Genomic DNA, 16,033 nt, shown 5'->3' on the forward strand with positions numbered 1-16,033 from the left:
CCGGACCGGGAGTGCCGCTTTAGCAGCGGATGCGTTCGTAGGGCAGGTAGACCGGCTCCCACATGTAATTGGCGATGGCGGTCTTCAAAGCCTCGTCGCTGATGGGGTCGGCAACGCCGTTTTTGATTGCCTGGCGGGCTACAACCTCGCCGATCAGGGCGCTGATCTGGCGGGCGTCGGTGATGGGCGGCAGCAGCGGCGCGGCAGGGTCGTTGGCCGCGGGAGAGAGCGAGGCCAGCGCCTTGGCTGAGGCCATGATCATGTTGTCGGTAACCCGTGTGGCCTGCGCAACCAGAATGCCCAGCGCCAGACCGGGGAAGACGTAGGAGTTGTTTACCTGCGCGATCGGATAGCTTTTGCCGTTGAACTCAACTGGCTGGAAGGGACTTCCGGTGCCCACAATGGCGCGTCCTTCGGTCCACCGCAGCAGGTTGATGGGTTCGGCTTCGGCCTTCACCGTGGGGTTGGAGAGCGGGAAGATCACCGGGCGTTCGCAGTGGCTGGCCATGGTGCGGATGATCTCTTCCGAGAAGGCTCCAGCCTGGGCGGAAACTCCGATCAGCACGGTGACGCCGACGTTGCGCACTACGTCGAGCAGGCTGATGGCGCCGGGATTCTCAACCTTCCATCCGGTCACGTCGGCGCGCTTGTGCACGAGTTTTTCCTGGTCTGGGCGGATACCCTGGCATCCCTCAACGAGAAGGCCGTAGCGGTCGATGGCATAGATGCGCTGACGTGCCTCGGCTTCGGTCAGGCCTTCTTCCATCATGGCTGCTACCAGTAGATCCAGAATGCCGATGCCGGCCGAACCCGCGCCGTAGGTGGCGATAACCTGTTTGCTGAGCGGAACGCCGGTGGCCTTGACGGCGGAGAGCAACGTGCCAGTGGCCACGGCTGCCGTGCCCTGAATGTCGTCATTGAAGGTGCACAGGCTATCGCGATAGCGGGAGAGCAGGGTGGAGGCGTTGGGGTTGGCAAAGTCTTCCCACTGCAGCAGAATGTTTGGCCAGCGTTTTTTTACGGCCTGTATGAACTGCTCAATGAAGGTGGCGTACTCTGCGCCGCGGACGCGCTTGTGCTGCCAGCCAATGTAGATGGGGTCGTTGAGCAGGGTTTCGTTGTCGGTGCCCGCGTCGAGCAGAATCGGCAGGCAGTGCTCGGGTGGAATGCCGCCGAGCGCGGTGTACAGCGCCATTTTGCCGATGGAAATGCCCATGCCGCCCGCACCCTGATCGCCCAGACCAAGAATGCGTTCCCCATCGCTGACCACGATGCAGCGCACGTGATCAAAGCGCGGGTTGGCCAGGATCTGCTCCATGCGGTCCTTTTCCGGGTAGCTCAGGAAGAGGCCGCGGGGTTTGCGCCAGCTCTCGCTGAAGCGCTGGCAGCCCTCGCCCACGGTGGGCGTGTAGACGATCGGCAGCAGCTCTTCGATATTGTTCTCAATGAAGGAGTAAAAGAGGGTTTCGTCATTATCCTGCAGGTCGCGCATCATCACGTACTTCAGGTACGGCGCTTCGCGGGCAGCCAGGGCAATCTTGCGGCGCTCACGCTGGTTTTCAAGCGTACCAACGTGCGGCGGCAGCATGCCGTGCAGGTCGAAGAGGTCGCGTTCTTCATTGGTAAAGGCGGTGCCCTTGTTCAGGCGGGGATTCAAAAGCAGGTCTGCGCCGGAGAGCGTGGTGCGAATCGCGGATTGGGTCGAAAGCTGATCAGAAGGGTACTGGGTAGACACGAAAAGGTGCTCCTTGCGACGGAAAATGCCTGTTCCGGCCGCGCGGAGCAGGGGTGGCAAAAGTAGATGCACGCTCCGGGGGGCGTTCGCTCTCTGTTGCGGACAGAATATCAGTACCACAGTGAGGGAAGGGGCGCTTGTGCCCATACGCACCGGAGGGGAATCAATTCAGGCGATGAAAGCAGACCATGCGCACGTTGCTGGATTCGCCATTAAGGTTATCGGTGGCGATGAGCAGCTCGAAGTGGGGCGGGGTTCCGCCGTTGCCCAACTGCTGCAAAAAGGATGCAAAGTTCTTGTTGAAGAGGTACTCTCCGGCGGCTTCGGTTCCAGCTTTGCTGGTGCCGCCCACAATCAGGGCTGTTCCCTGGCCATCCAGACTGGGCAGATAGGCAATCATGCCGAAGGCCGTATGCGCTGAATTGTTGCCGCTTTCGTAATAGCGTTCCTGCTCGCCGCTGCCGTGGGATCGGTTCCACACAAAATTCAGCTGACGTTGCTGATCGTACTCAATGCTCATCTTTTGGACCGGCATATAAAGGGCAACCCATGGGTTGGAGCGCAGACCGCCGATCAGAACTGCATTGCTTTCTTTCAGCTCCTTCATGGCCACATAGCGGGCAAAGCGGATCCGGGCACCGGAGGCAATGGCGGTGGGTTGCTGCTGCAGACGAGAGACCAGCGTCAGATCGGCCAGACTGGTGTATTGGCTGATGGCGACGGTCTGCCAGGTGCTTTTCAGTGCAGCATCCGGAAGTTCATTCAGATAGCGTCGGTTCATGTAGTCGTCGAGAGGGACGGTGTGGCCGGCGATTGCTTCCAGCAGAACCAGGCTGCTGTCGGAGGGAACGATGATGGGTCTGCGCCGGGAATCGAAGACGCTCTCCCAGAATCGCTGCTCACTTGTCTTATGCAGATTCTGAAGCCATGGAGCGTGGAAGACAAACAGGGAAAGAACACCGGTCAGGAGAGCTAAAAAAAAGAAAATAAATAGGATGTGTTGTAGTCGCGAGGTCGTTTGCGGTGCGTCCTGCGGTGCCTTTGTTGTGTCTGCCGACGTTTGCGGGGATTCTTCCGGGCGCTTTTGGAAGACAGGAACGTAGGAACCCTTGGGAATGCTCAGAAGGAAGGGCTCACTGGAGCCTTCCCGGGTGAAGTACTCCTCAAGATGCAGGCGCAAAAAGCGGGCCTGGGAGCGAACGATGCTGTCGTCGCCCACGCTGTACCCCTCTTTGCGCCCGAAGACGGTTACTCCGATGCGCTGCTCGTTGATCTGGCTGGCCAGCCCCTGGCTCTCCAACTCACAGATGCAGCGCAAAAAGGCCGAGAGCTTGGGCGATCGGACGAACTGTGGGGAGGCAAGAATGCGTCCCAGCAGGGCATTGCGCTGTTCACTGGAGATGGATGGCGCGGTCATTCTCCCCATCATATATGGAGTGTGCGCGAGGGATTTTAAAAGCAGAGGGGGTGTGGAATGGATTTCACGGAGCATTCCATGGTGTGGAAAAGAGTGTAAAAAAGGCAGGGTGGCCAGAGGGCGAGGCGTGGTATGTAATTTTCACGGTGAAATTTGTCCCACGGACAGGGCGGGGAGAGCAGAGAATCTTTAAACGTGTGCAATCGTTTTGTTTCATTTTCGTTAAAAGTGCAGGATTGCGGTCCGCCAATGTGAATTTCTGTGGAGAGGTTTGTATCATGCGTATAAATCCAAAAACCTGCTTGTGAAATGCCGTGAATAACCTATACGTGACCCGCTTCTCTCTCTAAAGTTCAACCTGTGCAATATATCTTTTTAATCTCCCACACCGTAAACCAGAACAAATAACGGAGGAAGGAAGAATTATGATTGGGAACCTATTGCGAACTGCTGAGCGTCAGGCTCGCGTGTTCGTTTGGAGGCAAAAACTGTCGATTCTCTGTCTGGGGCTGCTGACGATTCTGGGTCAGCAGGCGATCTACGGGCAGGAGATCACGGGCACGATAACGGGCGTGGTGGACGATCCCAGTGGCGCTCCGGTGAGCGGCGCCAAGGTGATTATCCATCAGTTAGAGACCAACGCCACCCGCACTCTGGTTACTTCAAACATCGGCAGCTATGCGGCTCCGCATCTGGCGCCGGGCCATTATGACATCCGCATTGAGGCGGCGGGCTTCAAGGCTTTTGAGCAGAAGAATCTGGACCTGATCATCGATCAGGTTGCTGAAGTGAACGCGGCGCTGAGCGTGGGTGCGAACACTGAGGTAGTCGAGGTCAATGCCGATCAGGTTCCCACCATAGAAACCGAGCAGTCCTCGGTGGGTGTGGTTCTGGATAGCAGCGACCTGCAGAATACGCCGAACAATGGACGTCTGAGCTTGTATGCGATGTACATGCTGGCACCGGGCGTGCAGAACCTGGCATATGCACCGGATCAGGTGCAGAAGTATGGCGTAACGGTGTCGGTCGGTTCAACGCGACGCAACTCCTACGGCACCATCGACACTACGCTGGATGGTACGGTGAACGAGCAGAAGGATTTGCAACGTTCCAACCAGGAAATTCCTTCGATTGATGCGCTGGACGAGTTCAAGATGCTGACCAACGGCGTTCCGGCCGAGTATGGCGCGCAGGCCCAGATCATCACGGTGACCAAAAGCGGCACCAACGACTATCACGGAGAACTGCTCTGGTTCAACCGTTCAAAGGGCATGAATGCCAAGCCCTGGCAGAACACAACGCATGCGGCGGCCAGTGCGCGCGCTCCTTATGAGCGCAATGAATTTGGCGGCAATTTTTCTGGTCCGATCAGCATTCCGCACTTTTATGATGGTCGCAACCGGAGCTTCTTCTTCGGTTCCTATGAAGGCTACGACTACACCTATTCGAGCGTGGCGCAGACGAGCCAGCCAACCGACAAGATGCGTTCGGGCGACTTTAGCGATTACATGCCGGGCGGCAATTGCTATAGCAACAACTCAACGCTGACGCTGGTGAACCCGATTACGGGCGTCAACTACACGACTGCATATGGCAACAAAATTCCCTCCGGTCAGTTGAACTCGGTAACGCAGACGCTGTTGAACGTGCTGTACCCGCATGCTACCAATCAGTCGATCTGCGTGAATGCAGGGGTGGCCAATACCAATGAAGTGATTGGCTACACGCAGTCTGCCAAGCGTTTTGCCATGCGCGTGGATCACCGGCTGAGCGACAAGGATCAGCTGCGCGCCACCTTCCTGCATGCCTTTTATGGTCCTTATGCCGCTGGCTATACAGACAGTCTGGCAGGTGGTTCGGGCAACATTGGCGAACATGTTGTGGACAGCATCCTGGGCTGGACGCACACCTTCTCTTCTTCTCTGATCTTTGATATGCCGGCATCGTACTATCACATGCACGTCTACCGCATGCCGCACTCGCTTTATAACTTTGGCGCACTGATCAATGGTCTGGGCACCAGCGCCGGTGCGGGCGCTCCGACGATCTCGATCAACGAACCCTCCAGCAACAACTATCAGATGGGGATTACGGGAGTCAGCGATTACGCGGCGGCCTATCCTGGTCTCGACCAGGTCTACAACGTGGCTCCCAGTCTGACCAAGGTCTTCCCGCGCCACACGGTCAAGGTGGGTGGTTCGGTTCTGGCCGACGACTACTACGTCACCTACCTACCCTCCAATGGCAGCTTCACGTTTGGCAAGGGAGGCAGCAGCACGTCAACGTATTCGGGCGATGCCTTTGCCGACTTCTTGCTGGGCGTACCCGCGCAGAGCTCCAACGGTCTGCCGGCGAACCAGTACCCACTGCGTGAAATCAGCTTTGAGTATGCCGCCTACATCCAGGACGACTGGAAGGTGACGAGCAAACTGCAGCTGAACATTGGCGTGCGCTACAACCAGCAGTGGTTTGCTGGCGACCAGTACCACAAGGAAATTCTGTGGACGCCCGAGCAGCAGAAGCTGGTTTACTTTGGCAACAGCTATCCTTCGCAGTATGTTGCCAAGTACATGTCCATCCTGCAGAGCGATAATGCCATCGAGACCTCCCAGCAGGCAGGCATCAGCAACAAGCTCTACGATTACCTGAAGGAGCCGGCTCCGCACATTGCTCCGCGCGTGGGCTTTGCTTATCAGCCGACGAGCAAGACGGTGGTGCGTGGTGCTTTTGGCATCTACTACAACCTGTTGGTAGCCGACTACATGCACTACTGGTTTGAACAGACGCCTCTGGTGGGCACAGGAACCTACAGCAACAGCAGCACGGCATATAACAGCAGCTACTTTACGATGAGCAATCCGTTCGTGACCTCGGGCAGCTTCTCATCGACCACCTTTGGCGCCAGTGCCCAGCACAAGACTGTGACCCCGTACAGCGAGTCCTACAACCTTGAGGTGGAGCGCGAACTGCCCGGCCAGATGAGTGTGCGGGTGGGCTACGTTGGCATGCTCAACATCAAGCAGAACGACAACGGCAGTACGGTTTCAATGAACCTGAACGTGCCGACGCAGAGCGTCCCGTACTATTACTCGACGCTGCAGAGCAACTATCTGCATCAGCCCTTCAGCTCGATCACCGGCTATAACTATCCTGCGCAGCACACCTCGATGAATGCGCTGCAGGCTGGCTTGCACAAGCACTACCACAACGGCACATCGGTCAACGCTGAGTTCCAGTGGACGCGCATTCTGGGTGTGGAGTCATTCATGAACCCGACCGGCGCAAACACCAGCGACTCATATGGGCCGGTGGGCGGCATTACGCCCGTAGCTCTGAACCTGAACTACACCTATGCACTGCCGGTTGGTCGTGGTCACTGGTTGGGTGGCAATGTGAGCAACCTGCTGGACAAGTTCATCGGTGGTTGGCAGTACTCCGGCGTGGGCTCGTTCCAGGGGGGCCAGCCGTTCAACATCACCACCAACCAGACGGGCACAATGTGGAACAGCCTGCGTCCGAATGTGGTGTCCGGTCGGTCGCTGTACCCCAGCCACAAGAGCCGCACGCAGTGGTTCAACCCGAACGCCTTTGCGGCGCCGACGAAGACCACCGACGCCAATGGCAATGCCTATATTCCGATCGGAAACTCCAGCTATGACAAGCTGCGCGGACCCGGCTGGTGGAATATGGACATGAATCTGCAGAAGAACATCAAGTGGAGCAACCACTACAATCTGCAGGTGCGGGCCGATTCCTACAACATCTTCAACCATCCGAACTTTGCCACGCCGAATGCGTCGGTCTATGCCAGCGGCACAAACAGCGCACTGGGCACGATCACCTCGACCAGCAGCACGCCGACGTATGAAGCGCGCTCGGTGGAGTTCGGAGCCAAGTTCAACTTCTAACGAGACACAAGAACAGCTACAAAAAAAGGCTCCCATCTCCTGCTGGAGGTGGGAGCCTTTTTTATTGCGCAGAGGCAGAAAGGTCAGCGGCCTTTTTCAAAGCGCAGCAACACAACCTCCGAGGAACTGCCCACCCGCATGGGCGGACCCCAGACGCCGACGCCGCTTGATGTGCAGACCTGCAACGCAGCAAATGGGTGCAGACCGTGCGTGTAAACACCGAAGATGCGGCGGGTGAGCCAGGTAAAGGGAAAGATCTGGCCGCTGTGGGTGTGGCCGCAGACCACCAGATCCACGCCTGCCTGCGCAAGGACGGGCAGACGATTGGGCACATGGCTGAGCAGCACCGAGGGCGGACGATTCTCCTCGGCTGGCAGCAGGTGTTCAAGCACGGTTTCCAGATGCAGCGGCGAACTGGCGTCGTGGAAGGGAACACCGAGAATGCGCAGGCCATCCACGTCAACGGCTTCGTTCGAGAGTACCTGAATGCCGGCTGCACGGATGGCGCGGGTGAATTCGGCCATGTCTCCAAATTCGTCATGATTGCCGCTGGAGAAGTAGAAACCCTGGGGCGGGTGCAGGGCGCTGAAGGGGGCAAGCACATGGTCGGCGTCGGCCGCGCCGCCGTCAAAAAGGTCGCCGGGCAGCAGGATCATGTTGGGGGCCAGTTTTTCCGCTAACCGGGCCACGCGGTCGAGGAAGCGACGGCCATTGATGTGCCCCAGGTGCACGTCGCTGAGCACCAGCGCGGTGCGGCCCTGCCAGGCGTCGGGCAGATTTTTGAGGGGTACCGTATAGCGGCGCACATGCAGGATGCGGGCATTCACCAGTCCCCACAGGCTGACGAGCACGGCCAGCAGGGTGAGCGCGGCGGCGATCCGGCCACGCAGCAGCAGGGCGTTGGGGGCGTGGGTCAGCAGAAGTACATCGCTGGCCAGCCAGCTGAGCAGGGCGCTCCAGAAGAAAAAGTTCAGGAAGCCCAGCCAGAGGGCAGAGGCGGCGTAAACGATGCGCACCGGAAGGTTGTGGAAGCGGAAGCTGAGCAGCGATGCGACGATGAAGCTGAAGGCCAGCAGGAAGAGCGTTAGACGCACTCCAGAAACCAGACCCGGCGCAAGATCAGGCCAAAAGGCCAGCCAGCTATGGAAAAGGAACCAGTGTGCCAGGGCCAGCACTGTAGCCACAAAGGCGACTCCGGCAAAGGGCCAAAGTTTCAAAAGAAATCTCCTGTCTTTCATGATGGCATGGACGCAGCGGGGTGGAGCATGGACGCAAAGATTCAGTAAAACATGAAAGAATCTTTCTATGAGCGGTGTTCAGGGGCCGACACTCGGCCTGTACGTAAGTATTCCGTTTTGCCGGTCCAAATGCACCTATTGCAACTTTGCGAGCGGCGTTTACCCGGTGCGCGATCATGAGCGCTACATCCGGCGTGTGGTGGCTGAACTGGCGGCGGCCAAGGCCTGGGCCAAGGAACTGAAGGTGGAACTGCCCCAGCAGGTAGACACGATCTACCTGGGCGGCGGTACGCCCAGCTTGCTGGCGCCCGAACTGGTGGCTGAGCTTTTCCGGGGAATGCGCGGCGAGTTCGATGTGGATCAGGACGCCGAGATTACAGTGGAGTGCGCTCCGGCCCAGATCGAAGATGCGACGCTGGAGGCTCTGGTGGAGGCGGGCATGAACCGTTCGAGCTTCGGCGTGCAGTCGTTCATTGACCGTGAGGCGCAGTGGAGCGGCCGGAAGCACACGCGGGCCGACGTGGAGCGGGACATTGCCCGGCTGCGGGCGGCAGGCGTCGGAAATCTGAACATTGACCTGATTGCCGGCTTGCCCGGGCAGACGGCAGAGAGCTGGAAGGAGTCGCTCGATGCGCTCATTGCCTGTGGTGTGCCCCATGCCAGCCTGTACATGCTCGAAGTGGATGAGGATTCGCGGCTGGGTCGTGAGCTGCTGGAGGGTGGCAATCGCTATCATGCCGGCAAGGTGCCGGAAGACGAGCAGATCGCCGATCTTTACGAAGAGGGCGTGGCGCGGCTGGGCGCGGCGGGAATCGAGCAGTACGAGATTTCGAATCTGGGCCGGACGGGATTCGAAGCCCGCCACAATCTGCGTTATTGGGAGCGCAAACCCTACCTGGGCGTGGGGTTGGACGCTTCCTCCATGCTGCGTGCCCTGCCAGCCGAGGACGATGCGGACGAACTTCCCTATGTGCTGCGCGCCAAGACCTGCGACGACCTGAAGACCTACATCGACGGCAAGCAACCGGCAGAAACGGCCTGGCTTTCGCCCGATCGCCAGCATGAAGAGGCGTGGTTTTTGGGCCTGCGGCTGAATCGCGGGGTGTGTTTTGCCGCACTGGAGCAGGAGTTTGGGCAGAAACGCGTGGCTCCGGCCCGCAAGGCGGCAGCGCGGCTGGCGGAAGATGGCTTGCTGGAAGGCGATGCGGAGTGGGTGCGGCTGAGCCCGCGTGGCAGATTACTCTCAAATGAGGTATTTGCCGAGTTTCTGGAGTTGGAAGGCTAGGGGTGCATTTTTCGGAGGGGCTGAATCAGGGCTTGCTGGCACGTTCTTCGGCCTGCGTCCTTGCGGGGGCATGGATGCCCCTGCTCCTTCTGGCCGAAGGTTTGAGCCGGGTGGGCTTCATCGGCTGGTTTGCCCAGGCCGTTTGCCAGCACGTGGCAGGTTTTGTACCGCTGACGGCGCTGTTGCTGCTGCTCATGGTCTTCTACTTTTCGTACTATGCTTTTGCCAGCATTATGGCACATGTGACGGCCATGCTGCCGGTGCTGTTGGCTGTGCCCTGGGTGCTGGTGGTGGGAGCAAAGACCTTTCTGGCTGGCATGTAGCTGACCTGTCCCTTGCGGATAGGGGTATGAGTCCCCGTTCAACGTATGCTTTCATGCTCTCCGTATCTGTCCTATTTCGCGACAGTATTTTTTCCTGCGCGAAAGGGAATCGTGCGCGAATTCCGTTTTTGGACTTTTGGCATCGGTACTTTTGGGGTGGGTTCTTGTGTAGGGAGTAGTGCTGCACAAAGACTCTTAGTGCAAGGTAAATTCAGGCAGAAACACGTCGGTGTTTGCACAGCGCCGTCGCCGAAAGGATGAACAGAGCAATGGCCAAAACCATGAAAGCCGCCGTCGTGCGGGAGTTCTCCAAGCCCCTTGTCATCGAAGAGGTTCCCATCCCCGAACCCGCCGCCGGACAGATCCAGGTCAAGATCGAAGCCTGCGGCGTATGCCACACGGACCTGCATGCCGCCGAGGGCGACTGGCCGGTCAAACCGAAGCCACCTTTCATCCCCGGCCACGAGGGGGTGGGATTTGTTTCTGGCGTGGGCAAAGACGTAACCGGCATCAAGGAAGGCGACCGGGTGGGTATTCCCTGGCTGCATACAGCTTGCGGTCACTGCGAATACTGCGTTTCGGGCTGGGAGACGCTCTGCGAAAGTCAGCAAAATACAGGCTATTCCGTGAATGGCGGCTTTGCCCAGTACTCGCTGGCCGATCCGAAGTTTGTGGGCCATGTGCCGGATGGTTTGGATTTTGTGGGAATTGCGCCGGTGCTGTGTGCGGGCGTGACCGTGTACAAGGGCCTGAAGATGACCGACGCCAAGGCCGGCCAGTGGGTGATTATTTCCGGTATTGGCGGTTTGGGCCACTTGGCCGTGCAGTACGCCAAGGCGATGGGCTTTAATGTGGGTGCGGTTGACGTGGACGACAAAAAGTTGGAACTGGCCCGCAAACTGGGCGCAACCGCCACGGTGAACGCCATGACCACCGATCCGGCCGAGTTCTTTAAAAAGGAGATTGGCGGTGCGCACGGCGTACTGGTGACGGCTGTTTCGCCCAAGGCCTTTGCGCAGGCTGTGGGTATGGTCAGGCGCGGCGGAACGGTTGCGCTGAATGGTCTGCCGCCGGGCACATTCCCGCTGGACATCTTTAACTTGGTGCTGAACGGCATTACAGTGCGCGGATCGATTGTGGGTACGCGGGCTGATCTGCGCGATTCGCTGGAACTGGCGAGTCTGGGCAAGGTGAAGGCCACCGTTGCTGCCGATAAGCTGGAAAACATCAACGAGATCTTCCATCGCATGCATGAGGGCAAGATCGATGGCCGGATTGTTCTGGATATGAACGCCTGACGCGTGGAACAACGTGGCTCAGCAGGGCACCTGCGGTGCGGCCATCTGCTTTGCGTGACTCAAAAAGCCTGAACAGTTTGTCGCATGTAATGCCCCACAGGGCCCGGAGTTTACCCCGGGCCCTTTTTCCTGCAGAAAGACCCCGCCCGGATTTGGTAGTGTGGACCCATGGCACAAGTGGAAGTTCAGCAGGGAAAAGTGGACATTGAAGCACTGGCGATCGAGGCGGTTGAGTTGGCGCGCAAGGCCGGAGCCAGCGACGCCGAGGCCGTGGCACGCGAAGGCGACGAGTTCAGCGTGAATGTGCGCATGGGCGAGGTGGAAACCCTGAAGGAGTCCGGCTCACGGGCCCTCGGGCTGCGCGTCTTTCTGGGCAAGCGGTCGGCCTCGTCTTCCACCAGCGATCTGACGGCTGAAGGGCTGCGGGCTTTGGTGGAAGGCGCTGTGGCCCTGGCCCGCGTCACCGAAGAAGACCCCTGCAACGGGCTGGCCGAGCGCGAGGAGTTTGGTTCGATCAGTGACGATCAGCAACTCTACTTTGACGATGTGTACTCGCTGGATGGCAAAGAGCGCATCGAGTGGGCGCGGCGGACGGAGGCGGCGGCGCTGGCTGCTGACAAGCGCATTACCAACTCCGACGGCGGCAGCTTTGAGGCGGCCACCGGGCGCAAGGTGCTGGTGAATTCGCGCGGATTTGTGGGCGGCTACCGCACCAGCTATGCGGGCGTGAGCGCGGCTCCGCTGGCTCAGGATGAAAATGGCCAGATGCAGCGCGACGGCTGGTGGTCAAGCGCGCGGCGGCTGGCGGATCTGGATTCGCCCGAGGCGGTTGGTGCTGAGGCTGCGCGGCGTACGCTGCGGCGGTTGGGAGCACGGCGGGTAAAAACCCAGCAGGTGCCCATCGTTTTTGCGCCGGAGGTGGCCCGTTCGCTGCTGGGATCGGTTTTTGAAGCGGCTTCAGGTGACGCCATCTGGCGCAGCGCCTCGTTTCTGGCCGGCAAACTGGGCGAAGCGATTGCCTCCAGCAGTCTGACCATCGTGGACGACCACCTGATGATGCTGCCGAGTGGCGTGGGCGGCTATGGAACCTCGCCCTTCGACGGCGAAGGTCTGCCCGCGCAGCGCAATGTGGTGGTGGAAAACGGCGTATTGAAGAGCTATCTTCTGAATACCTACACGGCCCGCAAACTGGGGCTGAAGTCCACCCACAATGCTTCACGCGGACTGGCCGGAGCGCCGGGCGTGGGCTGCGGTAATTTCTATCTGGAGCCGGGTCCGATTGCGCCGGAAGAGATCATCAAGAACGTTGGGCAGGGCCTGTATGTGACCAGCCTGATGGGCTTTGGCGTGAATGTGGTCACGGGCGATTACTCCCGTGGTGCTTCCGGCCTGTGGATCGACAATGGCGTGCTGACTCATGCGGTGGAAGAAGTCACGGTAGCCGGCAATCTGAAAGAGATGCTGCGCAATGTGACCGCCATCGGCAACGATCTGGTCTTCCGCGGAGCAGTGGCCGCGTCCACGCTGCGGATTGACGGAATGACGGTGGCGGGGGAGTAGAACGAGCTATCAGCTTCTAGCCTCCAGCCTCTAGCACCTAGGTCTCTGACCGGTTGAATTTGTACCCACTCTGGGTGCCCCAGATCCTGCTTTTGGGACCTGGGAAAGCACGAACCAAGGTCCGACTTGATGCGGTCAAAGCTCTATAGCGGTTCTCCAATTGCTGTACACCGAAGCCACTGCCGCTGAGTGGCGTTTTCTCAAGAAAAAGCCACCTTGCACGATCTACAAAGGGCTACACCTATTGGAGAACCGCTCTAGGAGTCTGTCGCTCATAGCGTTTGCGATTTTTGCAGGAGATGTCGGCCTGGCTGCGCAGTACTGGATTTGTCTGTTGCTGTCAGTTTTTCTCTACCGCACCGTATCTTTGAGGCGCGACTCTGATTCGGATTCTGATCTTTCGTTGTTTTTACGCGTTTTGCAGTGCCCATCCGGAGCGAAAGAGCTTCAACAGATTGCTGACCGCGCACACCAGCCTCCACTCTCCGCTCACATTCTGTTTGCCGCGCATGCTGAAGCGACGAAAACCGCGGCACTCCTTGATTTGTCCAAAGACCGGTTCCACGATCGCCTTGCGTCTTTTGTAGACTGCGCGTCCGGCCTCGGTCTTCAACTTATGTTGCATTTGTTCTCGTGCCGTTGCATCTGACGGGGCTTCACCACAGGCTATCTCCGTTGGATCACTATGTTTGTCGCGGCCTGTGGCGATGTATAAGTCGATTTCAGCTACCGTTGCGTCGGTCACATTTGCTTCGCTGAAGTAGCCGGTATCAGCGCTGACTTTCTCGGGCTTTTGGGCAAGATTCTTTTCGATCTGTGCCACCATCGGCAGTAATTGTTTTTTGTCGTTCGTCTCCTGCGTAACCGCGGCGGCCACGATTACCTGCGCGATGGAATCGACCGCGATCTGCGCATTATAAGCCTGTAAAAAGCTGCCTTTATTGGCGCCATCCGGCATGATGCGGCTCTCCGGATCCGTGAAGTTGCGCTGATCCTTGTCTGCGGGTTTTGCCTTGTCCGGATCAGGGGGATTCGACTTGCGACCACGTTTCTTTTTGCCCGCGCGACGATCTTCTTCCTCGTCAGCCTGTTTCTTTTCTGCTTCAGCAAGTTTCTGCTCAGCCTTCTCGCGGGCCTCGTCTTCGAGTGCCTGCTTCGCTTCGCGAATCTTCTGCAACCGGCTCTCGCGTCGCTGTAACTCGTCGGGAAGTTCTTCGCCGTTCCGATCCTTGCCGTACTGCGCGTCCTCGTCGGCATCCGCTTTTTCCGCAGCAGCCAACAGAGCGTTGATTTCCTGCTTCAGGCGCGCCTCGCTCTCGGTCATGCGCTGGTAGCTCATCGCCTTGTGCTTGCTGGCGTTCGCCCTGATCTTTGTTCCATCGATCGACACATGACCCAGCTTAACCAGACCGGCTTTTGCGCACAGCAACAAGGCCTGCGTGAACAGTTCGGACAGCGCAGCCAGATGCCGTTTGCGAAACTCGGCCAGCGTGGCGTGGTCCGGATGCTGGTCGCCGGAAAGATAGCGAAATGCCACGTCTTCCCAGGTATGCTTCTCAAGCCTGCGTGAGCTGTAAACGCCCGTGGCATAACCGTACAAAAGAAGGCGAACCATCATCTCCGGAGCATAAGCCGACTGGCCGCGACCATCCTTCTCGCGATACGAAGCATAGATCGATTCAAGATCCAATGCCGAAACCACATCCACGACAAAACGAGCCAAATGGCCGTCAGGTAGCCAGTCGTGAAGGCTGGGTGGAAACAGAAGCGTCTGGTTGACCGTGTCTGGAAGGAAGTTCTGGCCCATAACAAAATCGTAATCTGCTGGGCCTGGTCTGGACCAGGACCTCGGGCAATTCTATGGGCGACAGACTCCTAGCACAGGTAGAATGATGCAGGAAATGGACACCATCGCATTTGATCCGGCTCAGCCGCTGGCGGCGCTTGGCGCGTTGCCGGAGCAGGCAGCCGTTTTTGCGCTTTACGGCGAAGACGCCAAGGCAGAGCCCTACGTGGGCCGTACGCCGAACTTGCGCTCCCGGCTGAAGCGGCTGCTGACGCCCTCGGCCAAGCACCCCAAACGGCTGCAACTGGCCGGGCGGGTGCGGCGCATTGCGTGGCGGCGGACCGGCTCGGAATTCGAGTCGCTGTTGGCACAGTTTTCTCTTCTGACCGAGGTTTTTGGCGGAGAAAAGGCGCTGGAGCGCATGCACCTGGGCGCACCGGTTTTTGTGCGCTACATGGGGGGCAATCGCTATCCCCGGCTGGCGGTAACCACGCGACCCGGGCAGCGTGAATCGGGCTGGGCCTATGGTCCGTTTGCCAGTCGTGCCGCTGCGGATCGTTTGGTGGACGAGACGCTGAAGCTTTTTCTGCTGCGTCGTTGCGTGGAGGATCTGGAACCGAATCCTGCGCATCCGGGCTGCGTCTATTCTGAAATGAAGATGTGCCTTGCGCCCTGCTTCGGCGGCTGTACCGATGAGCGGTACGACGAAGAAGCCGAAGCCGTGGAGCGTTTTTTGACGACGCGTGGCGAAAGCCGGCTTAAGGAACTGCGTGCGGAACGCGACCGGGCCAGCGAAGCGCTGGAGTTCGAGCAGGCTGCTGCGGCGCACGCCCTTGTGCAGCGCGTGGAATCCGTAGCGGCGCTGGCTCCTGAGCTGGTGCGGCCCCTGAACCAACTGCGTTCAGTTGTGTTGCAAGCCTCGGCTCAGCCGGGCGAGGTGGCTGTCTTCCTTTATGAAGAAGGTCGTCTGCGCGGGCCGGTCGGTTTTTCGACGCTGGGCATGCGCATCCAGAATGAGCAGTCAGGGTCGAGCTCGCTCTTTGCCCAGCCGGTGGCGCTGGAGGCCGTTCCCGAAGAGCAGGGAACAGGGCTGCAAGGGGAGGAAGATGCAGGAAGCCGGGAGCCGGGAACCGGGAAGAGAGAAAAACAAAAAGTAGTTCGGGGAATGCTGGAAGCTAGACTGGATGAGGTCTTGCAGGCTCTGGCGACGGAGTATGGGGCGGAGAGTCTTACGGCGCGTCAGGGGCATTTGGCGTTGCTCAAGCGCTGGTACTACCGGCCCGAGGTCAAGCGTGTGGGCGAGGTCTATTTTCCTGCCGAGGACGGTGACTGGCCGGTGAAGGCGATTCTGCGCGGAATTGGTCGGGTGGCGGCGCGCTCCATGGCTACGAATGCGTAAGGGCAGGTTGTTCCTGTCACGCAAAGCTGGCCTTGTTACTTCATGGCATGGGGAGGTTTTCTTTCCCTTCGTTGACGCAGGGTT

Annotated in this window: 10 protein-coding genes; 6 read left to right on the forward strand and 4 right to left on the reverse strand. The window is 58.9% G+C overall.

All coding sequences use genetic code 11. The annotated features are described in order from the left end of the window. Positions 1 to 19: 19 nt before the first annotated feature. Positions 20 to 1,735 carry an NAD-dependent malic enzyme gene (locus tag ACOBR2_RS02630; protein WP_420238519.1) on the reverse strand — a complete coding sequence of 572 codons (1,716 nt, stop codon included), beginning with the start codon at positions 1,733 to 1,735 and terminating at the stop codon, positions 20 to 22. Between the two features lie 163 nt (positions 1,736 to 1,898). Then, complete coding sequence (locus ACOBR2_RS02635; RefSeq protein ID WP_420238520.1) at positions 1,899 to 3,152, reverse strand: hypothetical protein; 1,254 nt, start codon at positions 3,150 to 3,152, stop codon at positions 1,899 to 1,901. Between the two features lie 425 nt (positions 3,153 to 3,577). Between ACOBR2_RS02635 and ACOBR2_RS02640 the strand changes: the two genes are divergently transcribed. Beyond that, complete coding sequence (locus tag ACOBR2_RS02640; RefSeq protein WP_420238521.1) at positions 3,578 to 7,060, forward strand: carboxypeptidase-like regulatory domain-containing protein; 3,483 nt, start codon at positions 3,578 to 3,580, stop codon at positions 7,058 to 7,060. An 83-nt stretch (positions 7,061 to 7,143) separates the two neighbouring features. On the opposite strand, the gene ACOBR2_RS02645 is transcribed toward ACOBR2_RS02640, so the two are convergent. Continuing rightward, the gene (locus ACOBR2_RS02645; RefSeq protein ID WP_420238522.1) at positions 7,144 to 8,277 is read right to left on the reverse strand and encodes a metallophosphoesterase; all 1,134 of its coding nucleotides are present in this window, start codon (positions 8,275 to 8,277) and stop codon (positions 7,144 to 7,146) included. A gap of 88 nt (positions 8,278 to 8,365) precedes the next feature. Here ACOBR2_RS02645 and hemW point away from each other — a divergent pair, with 88 nt between their 5' ends. From hemW to ACOBR2_RS02665, 4 genes are all read left to right on the forward strand, one after another. Continuing rightward, the gene (hemW, locus tag ACOBR2_RS02650; RefSeq protein WP_420238523.1) at positions 8,366 to 9,583 is read left to right on the forward strand and encodes a radical SAM family heme chaperone HemW; all 1,218 of its coding nucleotides are present in this window, start codon (positions 8,366 to 8,368) and stop codon (positions 9,581 to 9,583) included. 74 nt (positions 9,584 to 9,657) lie between these two features. After that, positions 9,658 to 9,906, forward strand: coding sequence for an anion permease (locus tag ACOBR2_RS02655; protein WP_420238524.1), 249 nt, complete (start codon positions 9,658 to 9,660; stop codon positions 9,904 to 9,906). A 269-nt stretch (positions 9,907 to 10,175) separates the two neighbouring features. Next, positions 10,176 to 11,204 carry an alcohol dehydrogenase AdhP gene (gene adhP / locus ACOBR2_RS02660; RefSeq protein WP_420238525.1) on the forward strand — a complete coding sequence of 343 codons (1,029 nt, stop codon included), beginning with the start codon at positions 10,176 to 10,178 and terminating at the stop codon, positions 11,202 to 11,204. Between the two features lie 168 nt (positions 11,205 to 11,372). Then, positions 11,373 to 12,764 carry a TldD/PmbA family protein gene (locus tag ACOBR2_RS02665; protein WP_420238526.1) on the forward strand — a complete coding sequence of 464 codons (1,392 nt, stop codon included), beginning with the start codon at positions 11,373 to 11,375 and terminating at the stop codon, positions 12,762 to 12,764. Positions 12,765 to 13,173: 409 nt separating this feature from the next. Here ACOBR2_RS02665 and ACOBR2_RS02670 read toward each other — a convergent pair whose 3' ends face one another. Continuing rightward, positions 13,174 to 14,571 carry an IS1182 family transposase gene (locus ACOBR2_RS02670; RefSeq protein WP_420236173.1) on the reverse strand — a complete coding sequence of 466 codons (1,398 nt, stop codon included), beginning with the start codon at positions 14,569 to 14,571 and terminating at the stop codon, positions 13,174 to 13,176. Positions 14,572 to 14,665: 94 nt separating this feature from the next. On the opposite strand from ACOBR2_RS02670, the gene ACOBR2_RS02675 reads away from it, so the two are divergent. Next, positions 14,666 to 15,949 carry an excinuclease ABC subunit C gene (locus ACOBR2_RS02675; RefSeq protein ID WP_420238527.1) on the forward strand — a complete coding sequence of 428 codons (1,284 nt, stop codon included), beginning with the start codon at positions 14,666 to 14,668 and terminating at the stop codon, positions 15,947 to 15,949. Positions 15,950 to 16,033 lie beyond the last annotated feature (84 nt).

Origin of the sequence: Telmatobacter bradus (assembly GCF_048629425.1) — a bacterium.
In the GTDB taxonomy this organism is placed as follows: domain Bacteria; phylum Acidobacteriota; class Terriglobia; order Terriglobales; family Acidobacteriaceae; genus Telmatobacter; species Telmatobacter bradus.